The 25,777-nt window shown below is 39.0% G+C and carries 22 protein-coding genes; 10 read left to right on the top strand and 12 right to left on the bottom strand.

Going from position 1 to position 25,777, the window contains the following annotated elements; all coding sequences use genetic code 11:
- Positions 1 to 6 precede the first annotated feature (6 nt).
- From MMP72_RS00915 to MMP72_RS00905, 3 genes are read right to left on the bottom strand one after another with little or no spacing between them, the layout of a single operon-like run.
- A complete protein-coding gene (locus MMP72_RS00915) occupies positions 7 to 801 on the bottom strand; it encodes an enoyl-CoA hydratase/isomerase family protein (protein WP_241313798.1) in 795 nt (264 codons plus the stop codon).
- A 9-nt stretch (positions 802 to 810) separates the two neighbouring features.
- Positions 811 to 2,412 (bottom strand): carboxyl transferase domain-containing protein, encoded by a 1,602-nt coding sequence (locus MMP72_RS00910; protein ID WP_241313797.1) that lies wholly within the window; start codon positions 2,410 to 2,412, stop codon positions 811 to 813.
- Between the two features lie 24 nt (positions 2,413 to 2,436).
- Positions 2,437 to 3,609: an isovaleryl-CoA dehydrogenase gene (locus tag MMP72_RS00905; protein ID WP_241313796.1), complete on the bottom strand. Its 1,173-nt coding sequence runs from the start codon at positions 3,607 to 3,609 to the stop codon at positions 2,437 to 2,439.
- 145 nt (positions 3,610 to 3,754) lie between these two features.
- Here MMP72_RS00905 and MMP72_RS00900 point away from each other — a divergent pair, with 145 nt between their 5' ends.
- The 5 genes from MMP72_RS00900 (at position 3,755) to MMP72_RS00880 (ending at position 9,971) form a co-directional block, all read left to right on the top strand.
- The gene (locus MMP72_RS00900; protein WP_241313795.1) at positions 3,755 to 4,372 is read left to right on the top strand and encodes a TetR/AcrR family transcriptional regulator; all 618 of its coding nucleotides are present in this window, start codon (positions 3,755 to 3,757) and stop codon (positions 4,370 to 4,372) included.
- A gap of 111 nt (positions 4,373 to 4,483) precedes the next feature.
- A complete protein-coding gene (locus tag MMP72_RS00895) occupies positions 4,484 to 6,178 on the top strand; it encodes an AMP-binding protein (RefSeq protein ID WP_241313794.1) in 1,695 nt (564 codons plus the stop codon).
- A 56-nt stretch (positions 6,179 to 6,234) separates the two neighbouring features.
- On the top strand, positions 6,235 to 6,939 hold the full coding sequence (locus MMP72_RS00890; RefSeq protein WP_241313793.1) for a class I SAM-dependent methyltransferase: 705 nt from the start codon (positions 6,235 to 6,237) through the stop codon (positions 6,937 to 6,939).
- 294 nt (positions 6,940 to 7,233) lie between these two features.
- Positions 7,234 to 8,511, top strand: a complete 1,278-nt coding sequence (locus MMP72_RS00885; RefSeq protein WP_241313792.1) for a DcaP family trimeric outer membrane transporter — start codon at positions 7,234 to 7,236, stop codon at positions 8,509 to 8,511.
- A gap of 95 nt (positions 8,512 to 8,606) precedes the next feature.
- Positions 8,607 to 9,971, top strand: coding sequence for an MFS transporter (locus MMP72_RS00880; protein WP_241313791.1), 1,365 nt, complete (start codon positions 8,607 to 8,609; stop codon positions 9,969 to 9,971).
- 207 nt (positions 9,972 to 10,178) lie between these two features.
- On the opposite strand, the gene MMP72_RS00875 is transcribed toward MMP72_RS00880, so the two are convergent.
- From MMP72_RS00875 to MMP72_RS00840, 8 genes are all read right to left on the bottom strand, one after another.
- Positions 10,179 to 10,646, bottom strand: coding sequence for an Imm30 family immunity protein (locus tag MMP72_RS00875; protein WP_241313790.1), 468 nt, complete (start codon positions 10,644 to 10,646; stop codon positions 10,179 to 10,181).
- 150 nt (positions 10,647 to 10,796) lie between these two features.
- Positions 10,797 to 11,969 (bottom strand): thiolase family protein, encoded by a 1,173-nt coding sequence (locus MMP72_RS00870; RefSeq protein WP_241313789.1) that lies wholly within the window; start codon positions 11,967 to 11,969, stop codon positions 10,797 to 10,799.
- 75 nt (positions 11,970 to 12,044) lie between these two features.
- On the bottom strand, positions 12,045 to 12,692 hold the full coding sequence (locus tag MMP72_RS00865) for a 3-oxoacid CoA-transferase subunit B (RefSeq protein WP_241313788.1): 648 nt from the start codon (positions 12,690 to 12,692) through the stop codon (positions 12,045 to 12,047).
- Position 12,693: 1 nt separating this feature from the next.
- Positions 12,694 to 13,398 (bottom strand): CoA transferase subunit A, encoded by a 705-nt coding sequence (locus tag MMP72_RS00860; protein ID WP_241313787.1) that lies wholly within the window; start codon positions 13,396 to 13,398, stop codon positions 12,694 to 12,696.
- A gap of 230 nt (positions 13,399 to 13,628) precedes the next feature.
- A complete protein-coding gene (locus MMP72_RS00855; protein ID WP_241313786.1) occupies positions 13,629 to 14,510 on the bottom strand; it encodes a LysR family transcriptional regulator in 882 nt (293 codons plus the stop codon).
- Positions 14,511 to 14,689: 179 nt separating this feature from the next.
- Positions 14,690 to 15,121, bottom strand: coding sequence for an SRPBCC family protein (locus tag MMP72_RS00850; protein ID WP_241313785.1), 432 nt, complete (start codon positions 15,119 to 15,121; stop codon positions 14,690 to 14,692).
- Between the two features lie 157 nt (positions 15,122 to 15,278).
- A complete protein-coding gene (locus tag MMP72_RS00845; RefSeq protein WP_241313784.1) occupies positions 15,279 to 15,932 on the bottom strand; it encodes a TetR/AcrR family transcriptional regulator in 654 nt (217 codons plus the stop codon).
- An 83-nt stretch (positions 15,933 to 16,015) separates the two neighbouring features.
- Positions 16,016 to 17,368 carry an FAD-dependent oxidoreductase gene (locus MMP72_RS00840; protein WP_241313783.1) on the bottom strand — a complete coding sequence of 451 codons (1,353 nt, stop codon included), beginning with the start codon at positions 17,366 to 17,368 and terminating at the stop codon, positions 16,016 to 16,018.
- A 198-nt stretch (positions 17,369 to 17,566) separates the two neighbouring features.
- On the opposite strand from MMP72_RS00840, the gene MMP72_RS00835 reads away from it, so the two are divergent.
- Positions 17,567 to 17,896, top strand: a complete 330-nt coding sequence (locus MMP72_RS00835; RefSeq protein WP_241313782.1) for a hypothetical protein — start codon at positions 17,567 to 17,569, stop codon at positions 17,894 to 17,896.
- A gap of 121 nt (positions 17,897 to 18,017) precedes the next feature.
- Positions 18,018 to 20,216, top strand: coding sequence for a TonB-dependent siderophore receptor (locus tag MMP72_RS00830; protein ID WP_241313781.1), 2,199 nt, complete (start codon positions 18,018 to 18,020; stop codon positions 20,214 to 20,216).
- Positions 20,217 to 20,295: 79 nt separating this feature from the next.
- Here the strand turns inward: MMP72_RS00830 and MMP72_RS00825 are convergent, their stop codons facing one another.
- Positions 20,296 to 21,222 (bottom strand): AraC family transcriptional regulator, encoded by a 927-nt coding sequence (locus MMP72_RS00825; RefSeq protein ID WP_241313780.1) that lies wholly within the window; start codon positions 21,220 to 21,222, stop codon positions 20,296 to 20,298.
- Positions 21,223 to 21,411: 189 nt separating this feature from the next.
- Here MMP72_RS00825 and MMP72_RS00820 point away from each other — a divergent pair, with 189 nt between their 5' ends.
- From MMP72_RS00820 to MMP72_RS00810, 3 genes are all read left to right on the top strand, one after another.
- Complete coding sequence (locus MMP72_RS00820; RefSeq protein ID WP_241313779.1) at positions 21,412 to 22,146, top strand: SDR family oxidoreductase; 735 nt, start codon at positions 21,412 to 21,414, stop codon at positions 22,144 to 22,146.
- 88 nt (positions 22,147 to 22,234) lie between these two features.
- Entirely contained in the window at positions 22,235 to 23,629 is a 1,395-nt protein-coding gene (locus MMP72_RS00815; RefSeq protein WP_241313778.1) for an aldehyde dehydrogenase family protein, read from the top strand.
- A 342-nt stretch (positions 23,630 to 23,971) separates the two neighbouring features.
- Positions 23,972 to 25,765: a monovalent cation:proton antiporter-2 (CPA2) family protein gene (locus tag MMP72_RS00810; protein ID WP_241313777.1), complete on the top strand. Its 1,794-nt coding sequence runs from the start codon at positions 23,972 to 23,974 to the stop codon at positions 25,763 to 25,765.
- The last annotated feature ends 12 nt before the right edge of the window (positions 25,766 to 25,777 follow it).

Here is a 25,777-nt window from a genome sequence, read left to right as displayed (position 1 = left end):
TTGTTGTTATTTCGCGGTGCAAGCCCACGCAGGTGGCTGTTTATTTAAAAAGGCATTTAAACCTTGTTTTGCCTCACTGCCTTGACGAACTTGTGCAATATGATGCGCAGTCTGTTGCAGTAGCGCATCGCTCATCGTTTGGTTATTGACCATTTGAATCAGTTGTTTTGATGCTGCTTGAGCATGTGGTCCACCGAGTAACAGTGCGTCAATGATGTCTTGAACTTTTTGGTCTAAGTCCTCTGCATCTGCAATTTCATGTGCCAAGCCGATCTGTTTGGCTTCATGTGCTGATATACGTTCAGCCGTTAAGAAATAACGTGAAGCTTGTCTTGCACCAATGGCGCGAATGACATAAGGGCTAATCGTAGAAGGCGCAAGCCCCAAACGAACTTCAGAAGTTGCAAACTTAGCATCGGTACTCGCAATACAAATATCGCAAGCAGAGGCAAGTCCCATACCACCACCAAAGGCGATACCATGAACACGAGCAATCGTTGGTTGTTTCAAGCTTGCAAGCGCATCTAGCATCTGGGCAAGCTTGAGCGCATCGGCTTCATTTTCTGCTGAAGATGCCTGACCCGCCTGTTTCATCCAATTTAGATCAGCACCAGCAGAAAAGCTTTTGCCTCGTCCAGCCAACACCACAACACGAATATCATCACGGGTACTGAGTTGTTTAAAACAACCATGTAACTCTTCAATCACGGTCGTGTTAAAGGCATTATGCAATTCTGGACGATTCAGCCAGACATAAGCCACCTGATCCTGTTGTTCCAGTTGTAAAAATTGATAGTTCATAAACACCTCTTACATACGGAACACGCCGAACTTGGTTGGCTGAATGGGTGCATTCATCGCAGCCGCAAGACTCAGACCAAGGACTTGGCGCGTTTGAGCAGGATCAATTACACCGTCATCCCATAGGCGGGCAGAGGCATAATATGGATGACCTTGGCGTTCATATTGTTCACGAATTGGTTGTTTAAATTCATCTTCTGCTTGTGCTGACCACTGTGCTCCTTTTTGCTCAATCTGATCACGTTTTAACGTTGAAAGGACGCTGGCTGCCTGTTCACCACCCATCACGGAAATACGAGAGTTTGGCCAAGTCCATAAGAAGCGTGGTGAATACGCACGTCCACACATGCCATAGTTACCTGCACCAAAAGAACCCCCAATAATCAGTGTGAGTTTTGGAACATTGGCTGTGGCAACAGCCATGACCAACTTGGCACCATGTTTGGCAATTCCTTCATTTTCGTATTGGCGACCGACCATAAAACCCGTGATATTTTGGATAAAGAGCAAAGGAATGTTGCGTTGGGTACAGAGTTCAATAAAGTGAGCGCCTTTTTGTGCACACTCAGAAAATAAAATGCCGTTATTGGCAATAATCCCGACAGGCATGCCATATAAAGAAGCAAAGCCTGTAATAAGCGTCGAACCAAAGCGCGCTTTAAACTCATCAAAACGAGAACCATCAACAATACGGGCAATCACTTCACGTACATCAAACGGTTTTCGTGCATCACTCGGTACAACGCCATAAAGCTCTTTCGCATCAAAAAGTGGTTCATCAATCTGTGTATTTAAGTCATTCGATTTTTTATTTAAATTGGCAACAATGTTACGTGCAATCGCAATCGCATGTTCATCATTTTCAGCCAAATGGTCGGCAACACCTGAAAGCCGTGTATGGACATCACCACCACCCAAATCTTCACTGCTGACGACTTCACCCGTTGCCGCTTTGACGAGAGGTGGTCCACCCAAGAAAATGGTTCCTTGATTACGAACAATAATGGTTTCATCCGACATCGCAGGCACATAAGCACCACCAGCGGTACAACTGCCCATGACTACTGCAATTTGCGCAATACCGAGACTCGACATGCGCGCTTGATTATAGAAAATACGTCCGAAATGATCCCGATCTGGGAACACCTGATCCTGCATTGGTAAGTAGGCACCACCAGAATCGACCAAATAGATACAAGGCAAATGGTTTTGTTCAGCAATTTCTTGGGCACGTAAATGTTTTTTGACGGTGAGGGGATAATAAGTACCACCTTTGACCGTTGCATCATTGGCAACAATCATACAAGTAACACCATTGACTTGCCCGATACCTGCAATAACGCCCGCAGCAGGAATATCATCTTCATAAACCTTATACGCGGCCATCTGCCCAATTTCTAAAAAAGCTGTACCGACATCAATCAATTGGTCAATACGCTCACGCGGAAGAAGTTTACCTCTCGCCAAGTGTTTTTCACGGGCATTTTCTCCGCCACCTAAAGCAATCGTCTGGGCAACTTGTTTTAAATCAGTGACCAATGTTTGCATTGCTTGCTGATTGCTTTTGAAGTCTTCACTTCTGACATTAATTTTGCTTTGTAATTGGTTCATAAGCTGTATCCTGATTTATCGTTCTTATTTGGTTTCATTGAAAAGTTCACGTCCGATCAACATACGACGAATTTCAGATGTACCTGCACCAATTTCATAAAGCTTTGCATCACGCCAGAGACGACCTGCCGGAAATTCATTGATATAACCATTGCCGCCTAAGCTTTGAATCGCTTCACCTGCCATCCAAGTCGCTTTTTCAGCAGCATATAGAATGGCACTTGCGGCATCTTTGCGTAAACTACGGTCATGATCCGCTTTATCACACGCTGCACCAACGGCATAGACCAATGCTTTACATGCCAACCAAGTTGAATACATATCTGCAAGTTTGCCTTGCATCAGTTGAAACTCACCTAGAGCTTGTCCAAATTGTTCACGTTGATGTAAATAAGGAATCACCACATCCAAGCAAGCATCCATAATGCCGAGAGGACCTGCACTTAATACTGCACGCTCATAATCCAAGCCACTCATGAGGACTTTAGTCCCATTGCCAACACCACCAAGTACGTTTTCGATAGGCACTTCAACATTGTCAAAAAACAGGGGATAGGTATTTGAGCCACGCATACCGAGTTTGTCTAAATGGTTGCCATGACTAAAACCTTGCATGTCTTTTTCAATTAAAAAAGCGGTCATACCTTTTGCACCAGCGTGCGGATCTGTTTTTGCGTAAACCACCAATACATCTGCATCACCACCATTGGTGATCCACATTTTTGAACCATTTAAGACAAAATGATCACCTTTTTGCTCGGCACGTAATTTCATGCTGACCACATCAGAACCTGCGTTTGGTTCAGACATTGCCAATGCACCGACATAGTCGCCAGAAATCAGCTTCGGTAAATATTTCTGTTTTTGTTGCTCACTACCATTACGGTTAATTTGGTTGATACATAAGTTAGAATGAGCACCGTAAGAAAGCCCAATGGCCGCTGAAGCACGAGAAATTTCTTGCATAACGATAATGTGCGCAAGATAGCCAAGATTAGTGCCACCGTATTCTTCAGAAACAGTTAAGCCAAATAAGCCCATATCTCCAAACTTTTTCCAGAGGTGAGAAGGGAATTTATTGTCTTGATCAACTTGTTGAGCAATTGGTGCAATTTCTTTTGCACAAAATGCGGCAACTGAATCTTGTAGTGCAATGAGTGTTTCATCTAGACCAAAATTCAAGCTACGTAGGTTCATTGTGTTCATCCCATTGGTTATATTTGTTGTTCCATAAGCATTCTTGTAGGTGCTTAGGAAGTACCATACAATGATTTTTTAAAAAAGTGAATAGAGATTCATAAAATGATTTACAATTCACTTTATTTGTTAGAGAATAAAATTTATGAGCTATAAACGATCATCTTTGATGCAAGAGCGAATGGAGCAAAATCGTAAGTCGATTTTGAATTCGGCGAGAAACTTAATTTCAGAAGGAGGCTTTAAAGACGCACAGATACAAACAATTGCTGAGCAAGCAGGTGTTTCGAGTGGGCTGGTTTATCGCTACTTTGACAATAAAAGTCAGGTGTTAATTGAAGTTCTGTCAGAAGCCATCAATACCGAGCTTTTGGTGATTGATGCAATCACAGAAAGTGATCTGCCAGCAGAACGAAAATTGCACAAAGCGGTAGCAACTTTTGTAAAACGGGCGCTGAATAGTCCTCAGCTTGCGTATTCACTGATGTTTGAACCTGTTGATTCTATGGTTGAACATGAGCGTTTTCGTGTTAAGCAGTTGATTAAACAGAGTGTGATTAAAATCCTTGCTGATGGAAATGCAAGTGGTGAGTTTGTGCTAGAGGATTTAAATACCACTGCCTTATGTGTGGTTGGTGCCATGACTTTTGTGGTAGTAGAGCCTTTAGACCCAGCTCAGAATACAAAGTTTGATCAGCAACACAAAGACTATTTTTCAAAACAGATTGCTGATTTTTGTGTGGATGCAGTACGGAAGAAGTAGGGCATACAAGACCATTAAAATCACAGAAACAGGCAGTTTGAAGAGTAGTTGCAGTAACAACAATTAGACCAGGTAACAAGAGAATTACAAAGAATCAAGGAGAATGATTCAATGCAACATGTACGGTTAAGCTATGCCTCAGGACCAAGTTCGCAACCCCTGCTGGGGATGACGATTGGAGAAAAGTTCGACCAAGCTTGTCAGCAATACGCTGCGCAAGAGGCGATTGTGAGTTCGCATCAGAACAGACGGTTAACCTATAAACAACTGCAAGATGAAGTCAATGCATTTGCATGTAGTTTGCTTCAACTCGGTGTGAAAAAGGGCGACCGACTCGCGATTTGGTCTCCAAACTGTGTGGAATGGACGGTGACTCAGTTTGCAGCTTTTAAAGCGGGGATTATTTTAGTCAATCTCAATCCAGCCTATAAAAGTCATGAACTTGAATATGTGTTGAATAAAGTCTCATGCAAGGGATTGATTATCGCGTCACAGTTCAAAACGACAGACTATCAAGAACTTCTCACAAGAATTGCGCCTGAGATCAGTTTCTGTACCGATAAAAAAATTCATTCAGAACGGCTGCCATTTTTAAAATTTGTGATCAAAATTGATGAGCAGCAACATACAGGGATTCATCGCTTTAGTGATCTTGTAACATCTCCAACAGCTGAGCAACTTGACCAATTAAAAAATGCAGCACAACAACTGCAATTCGATGAAACCATTAATATTCAGTTTACTTCAGGTACCACAGGTAACCCGAAAGGTACGATGTTGACGCATCACAACATTTTAAATAATGGTTACTTTGTTGGTGAAGGCATTCGTTTAACCCCTCAGGATAAAGTCTGTATTTCCGTACCACTGTTCCATTGTTTTGGTATGGTGATGGGAAACTTAGCCTGTATTACGCATGGCTCGACGATGGTATATCCATCAGCGGTGTTTAATCCTCTAGAAACACTCAAGACGATTCACAATGAACGTTGTACTGCTGCCTATGGCGTGCCCACCATGTTTATTGCGACCTTAGAACATGAACAGTTCAATGAATTTGATCTATCAAGTCTACGCACAGGCATTATGGCGGGAAGCCCATGTCCACGTGAAATTATGCAACGCGTCATCGACCGAATGCATATGTCAGAAATCACCATTTGCTATGGTATGACAGAAACCTCTCCAGTCAGTGTACAAAGTTCGGTAGACGATACGATTGATAAACGAGTCAGTACGGTTGGACGTGTACACCCACATCTTGAAATCAAAATTGTTGACCTTGAAGGACAAATCGTTCCACAAGGTAGCTTAGGTGAGTTATGTGTTCGTGGTTATTCGGTGATGGCTGGTTATTGGGGCGAAGAAGCAAAAACGCGTGAAGTGATTGATGCCGCAGGCTGGATGCATACTGGCGATATCGCTGAAATGGATGCCGATGGTTTCATCAAAATCAAGGGGCGTATAAAAGATGTGGTGATCCGTGGCGGTGAAAATCTATTTCCAAAAGAAATAGAAGACTTTTTATATACCCATCCTGATATTAGCGATGTTCAAGTCATTGGTTTGCCAGACAGCCGATATGGTGAAGAACTTTGCGCATGTATTATTTTGCATGAACATCATCAAAGTGATGAAGACGGTATCCGCAGTTTCTGTAAAGAACATATTTCACATAATAAAGTGCCACGTTATGTCAAATTCTTCAATGAATTTCCAATGACTGCTTCAGGCAAAGCACAAAAATTCAAATTACAGGAAATTATGCGAGCTGAGCTGAACTTAACGTCATCGGTGTTTGACTAAAGACGTTTGGGATCAAAGTACAGCATCGAAATAAGCTTGAGCATAGGACAAAGGAAATGGCAAAAGATTTTAATAGCCCGAAAGTTGTTGAAGAATATGATCAGCATATCCGTAAATTAATTCCGGGTTATGAAATGATCCATCAACAGGTGGATGCCATTTTACAATCAGCGTTACAGCCCAATTCTCATATCTTGATCGTTGGGTGTGGAACAGGCTATGAACTAGAATACCTACTTAAGAGGCATCCTGACTGGATCTTTACAGCAGTAGACCCTTCATTAACGATGCTTGAAAAGGCAAAGCAACTGGTTGCTGATTTGGGGCGATCTGCACAAGTGACGTTTGTACATGGTGAAACGTCAGCTTTGCCTGATCAAGCTTGTTTTGATGCTGCACTTTCTATTCTCGTTGCTCACTTTATTGCTGATGAAAGCAAATCTACTTTCTTTAGTGAGATTTATGATCGCTTAAAAGTAAATGGGATCTTACTGACCTATGATTTGATGACCTGTACGAATCCTCAGCAGCTTCAAGCATTGCGTTATGTATGCTTAGCTCAAGGTCTGACGGAACAACAGTGTCAGAAAATGTTAGAGCGGATGGAGCGGGATTTTCATAGCATTTCTACCGAGGTTTATCAGCAACTTCTTCACCGCACAGGTTTTATGGATGTGCATTCCTATAGCCAAATTTTGATGTATCAGGGATTAATTGCACAGAAAAAGAAAAAACAAGCTTATTCTGCGCAAGCTTCCTAGCCACGAGCGAACCGATGAGGAAATTAGACACTAGAACACGGACATAGTACTTAGTTTTTTACCAAATGTTTAATTAACAGTGGCTTATATAGCCGCTGCAAGATCGCTTTGTCTTTAAAAACAGTGAATGTACCAATACAAGCATTTTTACAGGAGGTGAAAATCAAATAAATCAAGGTGTTAAAGATTTAAAACAAGAAATGCGATGCAGTCATGGTTACTGCAAAGGATATAACGCAAACAAATAGTGATCTTAAAGGATATTTAGGATCAACAAGAAGGAAACTTATTTTAATGAAAAAGTTCATACTAACGGTACAAAAAAGTATGTTGGCGCTGTCTGTTATAGCGGTCATGTCATCTGTTCATGCAGCTTCGGAAAGTGAGGAGGTTGCGCAGCTTCGACAAGAAGTGCAAGAGTTAAAAGCAATGTTGCAACACTATGTACAGCAATCTGCACCAGCTCAGCCAACAACCAAAGTAACGGTAGCCGCCTCGCCAGAAACGACTCAAACGCCGACACCTAAGCTAAAATCTGGTGCAGAAGTGAGCTTATATGGTTATATTCGTGCCGATGCTTCTTATCAAGCTAAGGGTGCATCGACGATGTATAACAATATTAGTGGCGTGCCGCTCAAACATACAGCCGAAGAAGCACAACAAAAAGACCGCTTACATTCAACCGCCAATGTCTCACGCATAGGACTTAATTTTAAAACTCCAACAGCAATTGGCGATGTCGGTGGAAAATTAGAAATGGATTTCTTCGGGGGCACTTCACGAGATCAATTTCGTATTCGTCATGCTTATTTAACGTTTGATAAATGGCTAATTGGTCAAACGTGGTCTACCTTTATTGCACCTGAATATTATCCAGAAACCATTGATGCAGCGACTTATGTCGGTGGTGCATTGCAACGCTCTCCTATAGTCCGTTATAGCGACAATCTATCTGCAAATACCAGCTTTGCCTTATCAGTTGAAGACCCAAAATATACAGCCGCATCAGATCCAGATAACAAAATGCGTTTACCCGCATTTGTTGGACGAGTGAATCATAAATTTGCCAATGGTTCGATGCTGTCTGGTCGTAGCTTTGTTGCAGAGAAAAAAACCAATAATGATGACGAGTGGGCATGGGGTGTCGGGATCGGGGGGAAATATCAGCTAAGTCCTCAAACCTTCTTAAAGGCTGATTATAACCACATCAAAGGGGATGGACGTTTCCTAATGTGGACCAATAGCGCGTATGCGATTGATGATCAAAACAATATACACAGCAATGAATTTGATTCTATTTCTACGGGGATTACCCATCAATTCACTTCGCAATTCCGTTCGACTTTGGGCTATGGCTATATGAAAGCCAAAAGTGACAATGAATTTGCACGTATCCATAAAGATAGCTCAGCTCAGAATAAAGAACTGTGGCAAGGCTGGATTAACGGAATGTACAACCCATATAAACCGATCACGCTGGGCATGGAATATGTCTATGGCGAACGTGAAACATTTGATGGTCGCACAGGGTCCGATAACCGTATCAACATGATGGCGAGTTATGATTTTTAATGGAAGTAAAACCTTGAATAATATTGTTTTTCTTTAAGGTGAATTATGTCGTTTTAAATAATGATTAGGAAATTATCTCATAGAGGAGATGCAGAATGACAACATCTACAATTAATGTTAATACCGTTATCGACCAAGCAAAATTTACACCTTTTCACTGGAGTATTTTACTTTGGTGTTTATTGATTATTATCTTTGATGGTTATGACCTTGTGATTTATGGCGTGGTTTTGCCCTTACTAATGCAGGAGTGGTCACTGACCTCAGTCCAAGCGGGAATGCTGGCCAGTACCGCATTATGCGGCATGATGTTTGGTGCCATGCTTTTTGGCGCGTTGGCAGACAAAATTGGGCGTAAAAATGTAATTTTAATTTGCGTTACTTTGTTTAGTGGTTTTACCTTTTTGGGTGCTTTTGCTACTAGCCCTTTTGAATTTGGTATTTTACGGTTCTTGGCGGGATTAGGGATTGGTGGGGTCATGCCAAATCTAGTTGCGCTTACCTCTGAATATGCACCTAAACGCATCCGCAGTACCTTAGTCGGAGCTATGTTTAGTGGTTATGCGATTGGGGGGATTCTTTCCGCATTGATTGGAAGTTATTTGGTTGAAAGTCAAGGATGGCAAATCATGTTTTTGATTGCGGGTATTCCTTTACTTTTATTACCAGTAATGTGGAAGTTTTTGCCTGAATCTTTGACTTTTTTGGTTAAAACAGGAAAAACCGAACAGGCGCATACCATTATTCAAAAGATCTCATCTGAACAATCAATTACCAGTAATACACGATTAATTCTTAATGAAGAAAATGTTCCAACAGGTAGCTCAGTCAAAGGATTATTTCAACAAGGCCGTGCCTTCAATACATTAATGTTTTGGGTCTTATTCTTCATGTGCTTATTGATGGTGTATGCATTAAGTAGTTGGTTGCCTAAATTGATGCTTGCAGCAGGCTATTCACTCGGAAAGAGTATTTTATTCCTACTTGCTTTAAATGTTGGTGCCATGATTGGTTCGATTGGCGGTGGTATTCTTTCAGATAAATTCCATTTAAAACCTGTGATTTTGGGCATGCTCATGGCAGGTGCTGTGGCACTGATCGGCTTAGGGTTTAATTCACCAACTTATGTTTTATATGGTTTAGTGACTGTTGCTGGTGCTGCGACCATTGGTACATCAATTCTGCTTTATAGCTATGTTGCACAATATTATCCATTAAGTGTGCGTTCTACAGGAATTGGCTGTGCTTCTGGTGTTGGGCGAATCGGTGCGATCGTTGGACCTATTTTAACAGGCTTGTTATTGACCTTAAATTTGCCACATACCATGAATTTTGTGATGATTTCCATTCCAGCGATGATTGCGATTTGTGCGATTTTAAGCCTTAAACGTCATAAGTTTGATGAAGAGAATCAGGTGGAAGAAGTCAAAGTAAGTTTGACTGAGTCAGGTAACGCATAACTTAGTTTTCTTAATTGTTACCTTATCACAATCAATAAAAGGTACATCTGTTAATCTGGTGTACCTTAATTCAATTCAAGAAGTTGCCTAAGTCTATAATTTCCATAATCAATAAAGGCATCTTTTGTTTTCCAAGTAAAATCTTGATCGACTATAGTTGCACCTTTTAGTTCATATTTCCGTTAAGTTCTCTATCTAAATAGTTGATCAACTACTCTTTGCTGCAACTATGATGGTAACTGTCTTCTCTAAAAACTTAGCGTTCTTTTCATTAATCTTCTCAATAAGAACTAACACCGCCGCCTTAATTTCAGGAGTGGCAAAATAGACTTTTTCAGTTATGCATTCTCTTGTACTATCACTATTTAATATTCTCATAAATAAAATAGAAGCCCATCGTGGAGATTTATGCACCAAATAGGGTAATTCTTTTAGAATTTCAGATATATAAACCTCATCATCAAAAGACTCAATACTATGTATAATTGAGAATATTGTCTCATCATGTTGAGCCGTATCTTCAATTAAACGCATCAAGGGACGAATAGCTGAAGGATCATTAAAAGCCATAACTTCTGCAAGAATAGCATCAATAGTTTGCACATCTCCAAAGTTATCAATTTGTACCATTTCAACTAAAGTTTTAATTGCTTGTTCAAAAGCATAAACTGTCATTCTACTGCCCAAATATTGATGTTTTATTTAAGAAACAATCTAAAATATGCACTGGTTTTAAACAATAGACTTTTGAATTATTCACTTTATTAGAGTTAGACAGACAAAAAAATGCATCCCTTAAATGAGATGCATTTTTTATTTTAGAACTTAAATTTCAATTGCAACCGCGGTTGCTTCCCCACCACCGATACACAATGCAGCCACACCTTTGTTTTTACCTAAACGTTTTAATGCATAGATCAGTGAAAGAATAATTCGTGAGCCTGTCGCGCCAATCGGATGACCTAAAGCACAAGCACCGCCGTGAATATTGACTTTGGTTTCATCAATACCTAGCTCATGGATCGGTGCCATTGCTACCATTGCAAAAGCTTCATTGATTTCCCATGCATCGACATCTTCAACTGACCAACCAGCACGCTCAAGCACTTTTTGAATCGCACCAATTGGAGCAACCGTAAATTCACTTGGATGTTGTGAATGGCTTGAAGTTGCAACAATTTTTGCTAAAACATCTAAGCCATTTGCTTGAGCATATTCTTCAGTCGAGAGTACCAATGCAGCCGCACCATCAGAAATAGAGCTAGCGTTTGCTGCGGTAATCGTACCGTCCTTACTAAAAGCAGGGCGTAATGTTGGAATTTTTTCAAGATTTGCTTTAAGCGGTTGCTCATCTTGATCAATAAGGTCTACACCTTTACGTGTTTTGACTTCTACAGCGACAATCTCGTCTTTGAAATATCCTTCAGTAATCGCAATTTGAGCCTTTTTAAGCGAAGAAATAGCAAAGTTATCCATTTGTTCACGGGTAAAGCCTTTGGTGTTTGCCATGTCTTGTGCGAAAGAACCCATCAAACGACCAGTTTCAGCATCTTCCAAACCATCTAAAAACATATGGTCTTTCACTTCGCCATGCCCCATACGGTAACCACCACGGGCTTTAGGCAGGATATAGGGTGCATTGCTCATGGATTCCATGCCACCTGCAACCACAATATTGGCACTGCCTGCTTTAAGTGTATCTGATGCGATGAGTACTGCTTTCATTGCAGAACCACAAAGTTTATTAATGGTGACTGCACCGACATGATCTGGAACACCTGCTTTACGCATGGCTTGGCGAGCAGGACCTTGACCTATGCCAGCACTGAGTACACAGCCAAACACAACTTCATCGACTTGTTCTGGTTGGATACCTGCACGCTGAATTGATTCACGAATGACAGCAGCACCCAATTCTGGTGCTGTTAAAGCAGATAGACTGCCCTGAAAACCGCCCATTGCGGTACGACTACCTGAAACGATAACAATAGAACTCATTTTTGATATCTCTTAAAATTTATATAGTTATGTAATCTGCTCTAGCTGAAACTAGAGCAGAAAATCAAATAGGGATTAAGCAACTAAAGACTTATCAAATCGTAGCGGTACGCCAGTCACAGCGCGTATTTGCTCAAGTGTGACATCTTTGGCCAGTTCAATCAGTTCAACACCTTGTGGTGTAATGTCCATAACGCCTAAATCAGTGATGATACGATGTACTACAGCTTGACCTGTTAAAGGCAAACTACAATCTTGCACAATTTTAGGTGTGCCATCTTTGGCACAGTGTTCCATCAGAACCACAACTTTTTGGACGCCCACAACCAAGTCCATTGCACCGCCCATGCCTTTAACTTTCTTGCCTGGAATCATCCAGTTCGCTAAGTCGCCTTGTTCAGAAACTTCCATTGCACCTAAGATTGCAATATTGACATGACCACCACGAATCATGGCGAAAGATTCAGAACTAGAGAAAAATGCAGCACCAGCACGCGCTGTAATGGTCTGTTTTCCAGCATTGATTAGATCGGCATCAACTGTATCTTCAGTTGGAAATGCATCAATACCAAGCAAACCATTTTCAGATTGCAACCAGACATTCATATTCTCTGGAATATAATTGGCAACGAGAGTCGGTAAGCCAATTCCCAAATTCACATAAAAACCATCTTCAAGTTCTTGTGCAGCACGTTGTGCCATTTCATTACGTGACCAAGCCATTTTATACTGCCTCCGTGCTTAACGTTTTTTGTTCGATACGCTTTTCAGGTGATGCATTCAGAATGATGCGATTCACATAGATACCTGCTAAATGGATCTCATCTGGATCTAACTCACCAATCTCAACAACCTGTTCAACTTCGACAATGGTGATTTTTCCAGCCATTGCACATTCAGGATTAAAGTTTTGCGCGGTTTTGCGAAATATTAAATTACCTGCTTTATCTGCTTTATAAGCTTTCACCAAAGCAACATCAGCAGTGAGCGATTCTTCTAAGATATAGTTTTTACCTTTAAAGCTACGTTGTTCTTTACCTTCGGCAATCAATGTGCCTACACCTGTCTGCGTATAAAAAGCAGGGATACCAGCACCACCAGCGCGTAATTTTTCAGCCAAAGTACCTTGTGGTGTCAGTTCTACTTCGAGTTCGCCATTTAAATATTGGCGTTCAAATTCTTTATTTTCACCGACATAAGAGGAGATCATTTTTTTGATCTGTTTTGTTTGTAATAAGATCCCTAGACCAAAATCATCGACACCTGCATTATTAGAAATACAAGTCAGACCTGTTGCACCACTTTGCTTTACGGCCACAATCAATTTTTCTGGAATCCCGCATAAACCAAAGCCACCAACAGCCAGCGTTTGATTATTGGCAATCACATCTTTGATTGCTGCCTCTGCATTGGCATAAACCTTATTCATTCTATTGTTTTCCTATCGTCCCTTAGTGATCTAGTTTTAGCACTTGCTTTGGATGTGTAGAAGTTGATTTTTTTAAAGGATTAATGAGAAAAATTAATAAATCAGATATTGAATAAAAGTTTAGAAAATAAAAAGATTAGAATTAATTTTCTTATTTTATTGATTTTTATTAATATATTTAAAATAGGTATCAAGATAGATAGAGACCAAATCATCCAGTAATGAATATTTTAAAATTTATGCTTGGTCAATGATTCAATAAATTGTTCTGAAATATGTGATATTTCAAAATTCTTTTTGTAAATAATGCCCACTGTTTTATGAATGGTTTCTGCTGGTAACTCCAGCAAAATATTTTGTTGTAGGTCAATATGTTTGGCGAAATGACGCGGAATGGCACTTACGCCAATGCCAAGGGCAACAAAGCTAGACAAAGAAGAGATTTGATGACATTCAATTTTTAAATCCAATGTCATATGGTTACGTAAGCAATTTTGCTCAATCAAATGACGGACGATTGAAGGTCTTTGTAGCGTGATAAAAGGATTAGAAAAAAGTTGCTGCCAAGTAATAGAAGAGCAGGCTGCTAAGGGATGATTTTTAGGGAGTAATGCTAAGAAATCTTCTTCAAATAAAGCTTTAAACTCTAGGCCTTCGGTTAAATCTGGTTCAAAACATATGCCTAACTCAAATATACCGTCTTGGACTTTTTCAATAATGGTTTCATTCGGAATATCATGGATGGAGAAGTTGAGGTTTGGATGAAGTGATAAAAATTCATGAATCACTTCAGGCAAGATTGCATGTGTGACAAATGGCATTGAGGCGATGCTTAATGTGCCTCGATTCAGTTTAAAGCGCTGTTTGACATCATTTTCCATTTCATCCCAATTTGCTAGTAATTTTTTTGCATAGGGGATTAGTGATTTTCCTTCCTGCGAGAGTTCAACACGGCGTGTATTCCGATTAAACAGCTTACCGCCTAATTCTTCTTCTAGACTTTTAATGGAAAGGCTCAGGGCGGATTGACTCAGGTGTAACTCAAGAGAAGCATTGGCATAATTTAATGTACGAGCAAGCGCCAAAAAGGCTTTTAATTGCTTAAGTGTCATGTCTTTCCCTGAGGCCTAATCGTTCTATAACCTAATTTATCGTAAAAATGAGCCGAATGTTATTTTGGGAATCATTTTTCCAAAGAAAAGTTGATAAATACGCCAAAGAAAAACTCCCACAGTTAGAAAATAGGGGAGTTTGATTCACAAATTATTTAGGAATTCAGTTTTGTTAAATACTACACTTTCAGCTTTTTAAGTCCACGGCTGACACCATTTTGCAGCGCAACTTTAATGATTGGACCAATAAATGGCACTCGACCTTTAAATGTAATCGTATAGTCCAAACGACTACGATTATTGCCAAGATCAGTAAACTTCATTACACCACGATGTGCTTTGATTGGTGCAATACCCGCAGTAATTGCGTATTCAATCAGTTCATTTTCTTTATAAACTAAATTTGTTTCTACAAATGAAGGGGTTAATGGGATTGAGAGCTTACGTGCTGAACCTACACCATTGCGCGCATCTTTACCGTCACTTAAACGAGTCACTTTTGCTGGCGCAAATAGTTTATTTAGATTTTCATGCTCACTAAGGAGTGCAAAAACCTTTTCGACAGGCGCATTGAATTCTTGAGTTATGTTGATCTGTTGCATTTTTAGCATCGCAATTCCTTCTTTTAATTTGACATGATGTATTGTCAGTTTTTGGATATTAGCATGCTTTAAACAATTCAAGCATTTTCTTTGTCGGAAATTCAATACAACAGTTTATTACCCAAACACTAAGGTCCACGCTCAGGCAATAAAGATAAAATGAATGTTATTTCATTCCAGTAATAAGTGCACGTATCGTCATTTCTTTTAAAATCGTCGGGTCTCCCCAAGGATATTCAGGAACACCAATTAAACTTAAAACAATACCTAAGATACTACAGAGTAGAACACTCTTAATTTGGTTTGGATTTCCCAATCGGATTTCACCGCGCATTTGCGCTTCTTGAATCGCACGAGTATAAATTTCTAATTGAGGAACGGCTTGAGAGTCATCCACAAAATAATGTTCTTCAGCACTTTGAGGATGATCTTCAATTAAAAAAATAGCTCTACAATCATCAGGACGATCTAGCCAAAAATTTATTTGAGTTAAGCAAAGATTTTCTAATCGCTTTGATTCGGGAGTATTTTTATAACACTCTTCTAACTTCACTATTAAGTCTAAAAAAGTAACTTCCCAAATATGGTGGAGTAAGTGCCTTTTACTTGGAAATAAAGTATAGAGCGTTGCTGGTAAACAGTCTGCTTTCGCTGCAATTTTACGCATAGATACGCCTGCGTATCCATGTGTTACAAATAGGTCGCGAGCGGCTTGAATAATGATATTTCGACTTGCTGTGATTTGTTCCTGACTACGAGGAGGACGACCACGGCGTGGTGTATTTGTTTGTTTATTTTCCATATTTACTTGAACTTGCATTTTATAGAAGCAAAAAAATTGAGTGGCACGACTGTTGGTGATTGCCCTGTAAGTATCGTCTTTGATTAATCATCAAGGAAAAATTAGATTGTTTCAATGATTTCTTGAGCAGCCCGTATTCCAGACTCAAGCGCACCTTCGTAATATCCTGCAAATTCTCTTGCTGTTTCAGTTCCAGCCCAATGAATATGTCCAAATGGTTCACGTAAGGCCTGACCAAATTTTGTTAGTACGCCGAGCTTAGTATGAGCTGCATATCCACCTGAAGACCACTTTTCATCATCCCAATTACAATCTACATATTCAAGTGGCTCTGTAGCTTCTGGTCCAAAGTAATGTACGAGATCAGATATAACAATTTCTTTACGTTCCTCTTTAGACAATTTCCCCATATGAATTGCATGATGACCTTCAATTAGCCCAACGAGTATTCCTATATTTTCATCGTTTGGCGATTGGTCGAAGACTAAACCTAATTGGTGATCAGGGCTTATCACAGAACCACTTAATCCTCGATGGCGCCAGAAAGGTGTAGGGTAAGCAATATGCATTTTGATCACATTTCCCATCCTCATTCCGTTTAATAGTCCTAATTTTTCCGTAGGTAACTCTGGTGAGAAATCAATTTGAGTAACATACTGGGGTGGAGCTGTCATGATGAGTTTCTTTGCTCTAAAGCTACGTTCGGCACAATTGACTTGAACGCCATTTTTATCTTGTTGTATCGAGATAACGGGGCTATTTAAGTAAATATGATTGGCTAATAAATCAGCCATTTTTTTTGCAATTTGCCATGCGCCACCGATAAATTTATCTTGTTGAGCGCCACCTTTAACATCGGCCATAATTTTTATACCTTGACCTTGTCGTAAGAATTCTAGGAAAAATAAATAAGATGTTTCTGAAGCCTCAATACATAGCAAAGCTCTTATGATAAGTTTTACGAAATCATGAGTAGCATGATTTTTTATATTTTCTTCAATCCAATCATTTAAGGACAAATTATCCCATTCGTTAGCATGTTTTGCTAACCAAGGTTTGTTTTCTGGCAATGATTGTATATCTCGTTCCCAAGCCAAATATATTTTTGCTAGAGCCAAATAAGAAAATAGAGGTAGTTTGGGTACGAATTTAAATTCAGTGACTTTATTCTTTGAGCTAAGCAGTCCTTTTCCCTGAGTATACTGGGAATAAATTTGTATATTAAGCGCTTGAGCTTGTTCTCTAAGACGCTGTTGCTGCGCACCTAACCATTGACCACCATGATCAATGGGCTGGCCACAAATCTCACCCAACTTGGCTCTTCCTCCAACACGATCTCGTGCCTCAAGAACTAACACATTTTTACCTGCATTTTTTAATTCAAGTGCAGCTTTTAGACCTGATAAACCAGCACCAATGATGACTACATCCAATATTTCATCTGTTCTTTTCATTTTCATTACTCTTTTTTTTACGCGTTCATAAAATATAAATTAATTTTATTGAACATGTTCAATAAAATCAAGTGCCACAATATTTGATTAATAAATATTCTATTTGTATGCGAATTAATCATGGTGTAATGGTGAATCAACTCAAGTCATGCGATTCTTCTAGCGATTTTGATTATGTAGCTGAACGGAACAAAAAGTATGTTATCTAAAGATTTTATCAATGGCATTCAATATGAGTTGCAAAACCGAGCTTTTGCACTCAAGGCTATTACACGTATTTCTAACCGTGTACAGGGAAGACCTGAACATGCTTTAGGATCAAGTGAGGATCGTGAATTTTTAGACGATATGATTGCACAGGAACAAGTTCAAATTGAGTTAATGGAACTTGCAATCAAGAAAAATACAGTGAAATTAAACCAAAAAATGATAAGTTTATTGGTCACTACGAATATAAAGTTTTTGTATAGGAATTTGATTATAAGATTTAAAAAATTAATGAATCACCTTATATCTTTAAAGGTATAGAATTTTCTATTTTAAAACCTGAAATATGTCATAGAAAAGCTTGTTCAATCTGAGAAAATTGTGAATACTCATCCCGCAAAGTTCAGGTTATAAAATTATCTTTTGGGGTTAGACAACAACTGTGAAAACATATCCATTTTCTCGTTTACAAAAAGCATTACTGGCGATTGGCTCATTTTCATGTTTAGGGTTTAGCTCCGTAGTCGTACATGCAGAAGATGAAAATAATACACCACGACTCCCAACAATTACGGTTGTTGCTCAAGTAGAACAAACGTCTTATTATCAGCCAAAAGTGAATTTATCTGGTTTTACTCAACAAAACATTGTGAAAATTCCAGCTTCTATCAACACAGTTACAGCAGAACACATCGCTGATCAACATGCAAAAACGCTCACAGATGTCGTTAAAAATGATGCAGCAGTAGGAGATGGCTATGCACCCATTGGCTATTATCCAAATTTTGTTATGCGTGGCTTTGCCTTAAATCTCGGTTCAAGTTATTTACTGAATGGCAATTTGCTTCGTGGTGAACAAAATGTGGCACTTGAAAACAAAGAACAAGTCGAAATATTAAAGGGCATTAGTGCGATTCAAAGTGGCATGTCAACACCTGGTGGTGTAGTCAATTATGTCACCAAACGTCCGAAAGATATTCGTTCCATCACAGTTGACGCAGACAGTCATGGTGGCAACCGAGTAGCAACTGACTTGGGTAGTTTTGTCGGTGAAGATCAGCAATTTGGTTATCGCGTTAATCTGGCTACAGAAGAAATCCATCCTTATGTTGAACATGCTGATGGTAAGCGTTTATTTGGTTCTTTGGCTTTAGACTGGAAAGTTTCAGATCATTCAAAACTAGAGTTCGATCTTGAATCACAACGCCAACGTCAACGCTCAGTCGCTGGTTATCAGTTACTTGATGGAAAAACCGTACCAACTGGTATTGAGTGGGATCGTTTACTTGGTTATCAGAGTTGGAGTAAACCAGTAACCAATGAAAGCCTCAATACCAGCTTAAAATATAGTCACCAGCTCAATGAGAATTGGTCTGCAAACTTATCTGCATCACAAAGTCGTGTCGTGGTCGATGATTATTCGGCATTTCCATGGGGTTGCTACAGTGATATATGTCAGACTACAGGCTTAGGCAATAGTTTTGACCAAAATGGCAACTATGATATTTATGATTTTCGTAGCCCTGATGACAGCTACCTAACCAATCAATTTAAAGCAGGATTAAACGGTAAATTTAATACGGGAACATGGCAACATAAGCTGAATGTTGAATTGTCTCAGACCTACAAGCGCCGTGCGCAACATGATGCTATCAATGAGTTAGTGGGCACAGGAAATATTTATAAAGATAGTGAGACATACAATCCTTCTAACATTCCTTTAGGCAATCGGTATAAATCTTTAGATAGTCAGCAAACCGCACTTAACCTGCTCGATCAGATTGATTTCAATGACTCATGGTCTGTTCTCATGGGTGGAAAAATCCTTTCACTAGACGAAAAAGCCTATGATGCTGAAGCTAATAAGATCCGTGATACGGACTTAAATCGATTCTTACCTCAGTTCGCACTGATGTTTCAGCCTTGGGAAAATACCCATCTCTATGCGTCTTATGCTAAAGGCTTGAGTGATGGTGGACAAGCACCGTGGTTTGCATTGGGTAATGAAGAAAAAGGAATTGTAGGGAATGCATTTGAAACACTTGAACCTATCAAATCCACCCAATATGAATTAGGAGTGAAGCATCAATTACAATCTATACTGTTTACTGCTGCCATATTTAAATTAGAGCAAGATCATCAATATACAAATTCTGATAACTACTACTTAACTGAAGGTCAGCAACACAACCTTGGCTTGGAGTTGGGCGTACAAGGGCGCTTAGGGCAGAGCCTAGACGTGATATCGACATTAGCGCTTACTCGTTCGCGATTAATAGAGATAAATGTCTTAGATTATCAAGGGCATCAAACTCAAAATGTACCGAAAGTACGTTTCGCCAGTTATTTATCTTATCAAGTGCCACAAGTAGATGGATTACGCTTGTTAACAGGCATGCAATACAGCAGTAGTAAATACGCTAATAAATCAGGTACAGCGAAAGTATCTGGTTATACAATATTTAATGTAGGCACTGCCTATAACTTCCGTGCTTATGGGTATGACAATACTTTGAGATTTAATGTTGATAATGTATTCAATAAAAAATACTGGCGAGATGCAGGTAGCTTCTTTGGGGATGATTATTTATTCCTTGGTGCGCCACGTACCGCGCAGTTGTCTTGGAATGTGAGTTTTTGATTTGATTCAGATATTGCTATACCCTGAATAATTCAGTTAACTTTAATTTCAACATAAATATATATAATTAAAGGTTTTTTTAGCCATCGGGGTTGGATGTGGAAAGTGATAAAACTGTTTTTAAGTTTCTTACTTCTTCTATTGGACTACGACCAAATAGACGTTTAAATTCTCTGCTAAATTGAGAAGCACTTTCATAACCCACTTTTCTCGCAGCGCTTTCAGCACTTACGCCTTGTCTGACCATCATTAATCTTGATTTATGTAATCGTATAGCCTTGATATATTGAATTGGGGAGGTAGAAGTGACTGTTTTAAAATACATATGAAAAGCAGGAATACTAAGGTTAGTCTGTATTGCTAAAGTGCTAACATCTATTTTCTTATCATAATTTGAATGAATGTACTGTAACGCGTTAGCAATCTTACCAAAACTACTATTCCTTAATAAAACTTCTCTAAGTCCATTTCCTTGTTCATTGCTAAGAACTCTATAAAGAATTTCTCTATATATAGAAGGTCCTAAAACTTTAGCATCAATAGGAGAGGTTAGTGACTTTATCAAACGAAATACTGCATTTTCAAAATTTTCATCTACAGGACTAGAATATAACGCACTAGGAGGAGAGCTAGATGGCACAGAGTCTACAGGAAGATTTGTTATAAGTTCGGTTAATATCAAAGGATCAATGTGGAGTATAATACCTAGCAAAGGGTTATCCGCCGTTGCTTCTGCCTCAACATTAAAAGGCAAAGGAATAGAGACCACAAGATAATTATTAGCATCATAAATATATTGTTTATCATTATAAAAACCGCATTTACGTCCTTGTAAAATAATTACAATACTAGGCTCATAGAAGGTCGACATGCATGTCAATGCACTATTCGAACGAATAAATGTGACATTTTTAAGCAATGACTCTGTAAACCCTTCCGAAGAAGCTAACTGATTTATTAAAGACAACATTCGCTGCTGTGAATTAAGGGTGAAGTTAGTGCTCATTCTTGAATTCCACATCCAGTTTTAAATAATTAAAAATACGAGTAATTTTTTCTTTAAGCAAGTTATTGATTACTTTTAGGCAAGCATTGAATACGAATAGGTCTTAAAGCTTCGACCCTTTGTATATAGGATAATTTTAGGTTTTTAATGCATTTAAGTTCATCTTTACGGTTTTAGAGGTTTCAATACATGTCAAAAACAATCCAATCAAAAATTATTATTGTTACAGGTGCAAGTAGTGGTATTGGTGAAGCCACTGTTAGAGTTCTCGCTCGTCAAGGGCATACCTTACTGATTGGTGCTCGTCGTACCGATAAACTAAAAGTACTGGCTGATGAACTCGGTTCTGAAGGGTGTAAAGTCGAATATCGTCCTTTAGATGTCACCCAAAAAGATGATGTTCAGGCGTTTGCTGATTTTGCGATACATCAATTTGGTCGAATTGACGTCATTATCAATAACGCAGGTATTATGCCACTGTCACCAATGGCATCTCTTAAAGTAGATGAATGGGATGCCATGATAGATGTAAATATTCGCGGTGTACTTTATGGCGTAGCAGCCGTACTTCCTATTATGCAAAAGCAAGGAAATGGTCAAATTATTAATATTTCTTCCATAGGTGGCTTATATGTCATTCCTACAGGAGCCGTATATTGTGCGACAAAATATGCTGTACGCGCTATTTCTGATGGATTACGCCAAGAACATAAAGAACTCCGTGTAACGTGTGTTTATCCTGGTGTGGTTGAATCTGAACTTGCGAATACCATTACAGATTCTGCCGCAGCAGAAGCAATGGACGGTTATCGTAATATTGCTCTTAAGCCAGAAGCGATTGCCAATGCTATCGCACACGTTATTAATCAACCTGAAGATGTTGATACGAGTGAAATAGTTGTACGACCAACAGCAGCATTATAATTTTTTGTAAAAACGTGGTTATTTTATCCACGTTTTTAATTATTAAAGCTAAAAAATTATTTAAGAATTAACATTACGAGGCATAAAGATGAATCAAGAACAGATTAAGAGTTTATTAGATAGCCAAAGATCGTATTTTCTTTCAGGCGAAACATTGGATTTAGATTTTAGATTAGAGCAATTGGAAAAACTAAAAACAAGTTTTATAAAATACCAACCGAAAATCATTGAAGCCGCAAAAAAAGATATGGGCAGAAATGAAATGGAAACGTATTTAATTGAGTTGAATTGGGTGTTAGATGAACTCAATAACATGATAAAAAATCTAAGGGATTGGGCGAAAGAAAAGCACGTACAATCACCAGAAATCTTTAAAGCAAATGAAAGCATCCTAAAACCTGAACCCTTAGGAACAGTATTTATTTTGAGTGCTTGGAATTTTCCGACATGGCAAATTTTCGGTCCTTTACTTGGAGCGATAGCAGCTGGAAATACAGCAGTGGTAAAGCCTTCTTCTACTTCTGCTGCGTGTGGAAAAGTAATTAATGAAATTGTGGAAACTACATTTTCGCCAAACTACATTAAATGTATTTTGGGAGATGTGGAAATGATTAATCGTTTCTTAGAAGAACGATTTGACCTTATATTTTTTACAGGTAGTCCGAGAGTCGGTAAAGTTATCCAATTAGCTGCATCTAAACATTTAACGCCAACAATTTTAGAGTTAGGTGGGAAAAGTCCAGCTATTGTCGATGAGACAGCTGATATAGAACATGCTGCCAAGAGTATTGTTAGAGCGAAATTATTCAACACAGGTCAAATTTGTGTTTCAGTTGATCATGTATATGTACATTCGAGCATCAAAGAGAAGTTTATAGAACTCTGCAAAAAATACATCGTGGAGTTTTATGGCGAAGATGCTTCTCAAAGTGAAGATTATGGTTTTATTATCGACCAAAGAAACTTTGAAAGATTGGTAAGATCACTAAACAATAATGGGACGATGGTTTTTGGTGGACAGACAGACGCAGCGAAACGTTATATTTCCCCAACTATTTTAGATGATGTCACAGAACGTTCTGAGATTATGCAAGAAGAAATTTTTGGACCTATTATGCCTGTGCTTGCCTTTGATTCAATTAAAGAATTGGTCGCTCTGCAAAAGACTAAAGAGAAACCTTTGGCATTATATTTTTTTAGTAAAGACAAAAAATGCCAAGATTTAGTGCTTGCACATACCAGTTCAGGTGGCGTTACTATTAACGATTGTATGCAACACGCAGCATCGAGATATTTACCATTTGGTGGTGTAGGTAATAGTGGCATGGGTAATTATGTTGGTGAAGCAACATTCAAAGCCTTTACGCATTTTAAACCAATCATGATAGTTCACACCAGTGAGTCGACGGATGATTCATTGAGTTATCCCCCTTATAAAGGCAAGGTGGAAAAGCTAAAGAGCATTATGGAAAGTGCAGATTAATTGGTGTGATTCTAGGCGCACAAACACTGACGATGGCTCTTTATGTAGCATTTGAGACTTTAATTATTGGTCAAAATATGATGTTGCAGAGCGTTGTGGTTTGGTATGTGCGCCACATCCATACAATGCGACAGTTACTCAACTGATTCTTAAGTTTATCGCATAAGTCTAAATTTTAATAATTAACAGCTCTAGATGGAAGATTCCATACATAAAGCTGCTTAATGAAACCGTCCAATTTTCGTGGGTCAGATCAGATTTATTTTTCTAAGATTAGGTATTTAATAATAGATTTCAGAAAAGTATTTGACCTTTTTACGAATTATTTTTGAGAACCATAATATGTCCGCAGAGGCCCACTCCGTTGGCTTACTAAGCCCCGTCATTCTATTGGCAGCAGCCGTGATTGCTGTACCTATTTTTAAACGTATTGGGCTTGGCTCTGTACTGGGTTATCTTACTGCTGGGCTCATAATTGGGCCTTTTGGATTTGCCTTCTTTTCAGACTCAGCTTCAATATTACATATCGCCGAACTCGGTATCGTTATGTATCTTTTTTTGATTGGTTTAGAAATGAAACCATCACATTTATGGAGTTTAAGGCGAGAAATCTTCGGATTAGGTACATTACAAATAACCTTATCTTCTTTAGCATTGACCGGGGTTGGTTTGGCTTTTGGTTTTAGCTGGCAAATTGCATTCATTGCCGCGACAGGTTTTGTATTAACATCGACAGCGATTGTGATGCAACTATTGGATGATCGGGGAGATATCAATCAACCACGAGGACAAAAAATAGTCGCCATATTATTGTTCGAAGATTTACTGATTGTTCCTCTTTTAGCCATTGTTGCATTCATGTCGCCAGATCCAGTAGTAGAAAGTGTTAGCTCTCGTTGGCAAGGAATTGGTATAGGAATTATAGCAATTGCCGGGCTAATTGCTGCAGGCTATTGGCTTCTTAATCCTTTATTTAGGTTGTTGGCTGCCGCCAAGGCTCGTGAGGTAATGACTGCCGCAGCTTTGCTCGTTGTGTTAGGTTCAGCATTGTTGATGCAGGTAAGTGGTCTATCTATGGCTATGGGGGCTTTTTTAGCAGGTGTATTGTTATCAGAATCTACTTTCAGACATCAAATCGAAGCGGACATTGAGCCTTTTCGCGGGATTCTACTTGGGTTGTTTTTCCTTGGCGTCGGAATGGCACTTAATTTATCGGTAGTTGCAAACAATTGGCAATTAATTCTCAGTGCTGTTGTAGCAATGATGACCGCCAAAGCAGTTATGATTTATGTGGTTGCTCGTATTACAAAAACATCTCACCCTGATGCGCTGGATCGTGCTTTGTTGATGGCTCAAGGAGGAGAGTTTGCTTTTGTTCTTTTTGCTGCGGCAACAAGTGCTCATGTGATTGATGAAACAATTAAATCAACCCTGACGGCCATTGTTGTTTTATCTATGGTATTGACTCCTGTGATTGGAATCATTTTCAAAAAAATCTATAAACCAAGTCATCAAGAAAACTTAGATGGTATTGATGAAGCCAACGGTCTTAATGGTAGTGTACTAATCATTGGTTTTGGTCGCTTTGGACAGGTAATGAGTCAATCATTATTGGCAAATGGTTTAGATGTCACCATTATTGATAGTGATATTAAAATGATTAAGAATGCAGAAAAAATTGGTTTTAAAGTCTATTATGGCGATGGAGCAAGATTAGATATTTTACACGCATCAGGTGCTGGTAATGCTCAAGTTATTGCTGTTTGTATAGACGACAAAAATTCCGCAAATCAGATCGTAACGCTTATCAAACATGAGTTTCCTTTTGCAAAGGTGCTTGTACGAGCCTACGATAGAGAACATTCCTTACAATTAGTTAAAGCTGATGTAGACTTTCAGATTAGAGAGACCTTTGAATCTGCTTTGCTCTTTGGTGAGGCGACACTAAAAGCAGCTGGAGTAAGTCAAAATGAAGCTTCCAATATTACTCAGGAAATAAGGGAACGCGAGAAAATACGTTTTGATATGGAGGTTTCAGCAGATGACTTATATGCGAGTTTAGGTGTTCGATATAATAATACAACATCTAAAACAACAAAGTCTTTGATTGAGTCCAAGCGAGATAGGGATATTTAAAGAAACGAGTTG

It is taken from the genome of Acinetobacter sp. NIPH 2699 (assembly GCF_022549355.1).
Lineage (GTDB): Bacteria > Pseudomonadota > Gammaproteobacteria > Pseudomonadales > Moraxellaceae > Acinetobacter.
Note: the sequence above shows the minus strand (reverse complement) of the source record. Positions and strands in the feature narration are given on the sequence as shown.

Excerpts from the sequence above, each read along its gene's own strand:
- MMP72_RS00915 (WP_241313798.1), bottom strand. The coding sequence starts at position 801 with ATGAACTATCAATTTTTACAACTGGAACAACAGGATCAGGTGGCTTAT.
- MMP72_RS00910 (WP_241313797.1), bottom strand. The coding sequence starts at position 2,412 with ATGAACCAATTACAAAGCAAAATTAATGTCAGAAGTGAAGACTTCAAA.
- MMP72_RS00905 (WP_241313796.1), bottom strand. The coding sequence starts at position 3,609 with ATGAACCTACGTAGCTTGAATTTTGGTCTAGATGAAACACTCATTGCA.
- MMP72_RS00900 (WP_241313795.1), top strand. The coding sequence starts at position 3,755 with ATGAGCTATAAACGATCATCTTTGATGCAAGAGCGAATGGAGCAAAAT.
- MMP72_RS00895 (WP_241313794.1), top strand. The coding sequence starts at position 4,484 with ATGCAACATGTACGGTTAAGCTATGCCTCAGGACCAAGTTCGCAACCC.
- MMP72_RS00890 (WP_241313793.1), top strand. The coding sequence starts at position 6,235 with ATGGCAAAAGATTTTAATAGCCCGAAAGTTGTTGAAGAATATGATCAG.
- MMP72_RS00885 (WP_241313792.1), top strand. The coding sequence starts at position 7,234 with ATGAAAAAGTTCATACTAACGGTACAAAAAAGTATGTTGGCGCTGTCT.
- MMP72_RS00880 (WP_241313791.1), top strand. The coding sequence starts at position 8,607 with ATGACAACATCTACAATTAATGTTAATACCGTTATCGACCAAGCAAAA.
- MMP72_RS00875 (WP_241313790.1), bottom strand. The coding sequence starts at position 10,646 with ATGACAGTTTATGCTTTTGAACAAGCAATTAAAACTTTAGTTGAAATG.
- MMP72_RS00870 (WP_241313789.1), bottom strand. The coding sequence starts at position 11,969 with ATGAGTTCTATTGTTATCGTTTCAGGTAGTCGTACCGCAATGGGCGGT.
- MMP72_RS00865 (WP_241313788.1), bottom strand. The coding sequence starts at position 12,692 with ATGGCTTGGTCACGTAATGAAATGGCACAACGTGCTGCACAAGAACTT.
- MMP72_RS00860 (WP_241313787.1), bottom strand. The coding sequence starts at position 13,398 with ATGAATAAGGTTTATGCCAATGCAGAGGCAGCAATCAAAGATGTGATT.
- MMP72_RS00855 (WP_241313786.1), bottom strand. The coding sequence starts at position 14,510 with ATGACACTTAAGCAATTAAAAGCCTTTTTGGCGCTTGCTCGTACATTA.
- MMP72_RS00850 (WP_241313785.1), bottom strand. The coding sequence starts at position 15,121 with ATGCTAAAAATGCAACAGATCAACATAACTCAAGAATTCAATGCGCCT.
- MMP72_RS00845 (WP_241313784.1), bottom strand. The coding sequence starts at position 15,932 with ATGCAAGTTCAAGTAAATATGGAAAATAAACAAACAAATACACCACGC.
- MMP72_RS00840 (WP_241313783.1), bottom strand. The coding sequence starts at position 17,368 with ATGAAAAGAACAGATGAAATATTGGATGTAGTCATCATTGGTGCTGGT.
- MMP72_RS00835 (WP_241313782.1), top strand. The coding sequence starts at position 17,567 with ATGTTATCTAAAGATTTTATCAATGGCATTCAATATGAGTTGCAAAAC.
- MMP72_RS00825 (WP_241313780.1), bottom strand. The coding sequence starts at position 21,222 with ATGAGCACTAACTTCACCCTTAATTCACAGCAGCGAATGTTGTCTTTA.
- MMP72_RS00820 (WP_241313779.1), top strand. The coding sequence starts at position 21,412 with ATGTCAAAAACAATCCAATCAAAAATTATTATTGTTACAGGTGCAAGT.
- MMP72_RS00815 (WP_241313778.1), top strand. The coding sequence starts at position 22,235 with ATGAATCAAGAACAGATTAAGAGTTTATTAGATAGCCAAAGATCGTAT.
- MMP72_RS00810 (WP_241313777.1), top strand. The coding sequence starts at position 23,972 with ATGTCCGCAGAGGCCCACTCCGTTGGCTTACTAAGCCCCGTCATTCTA.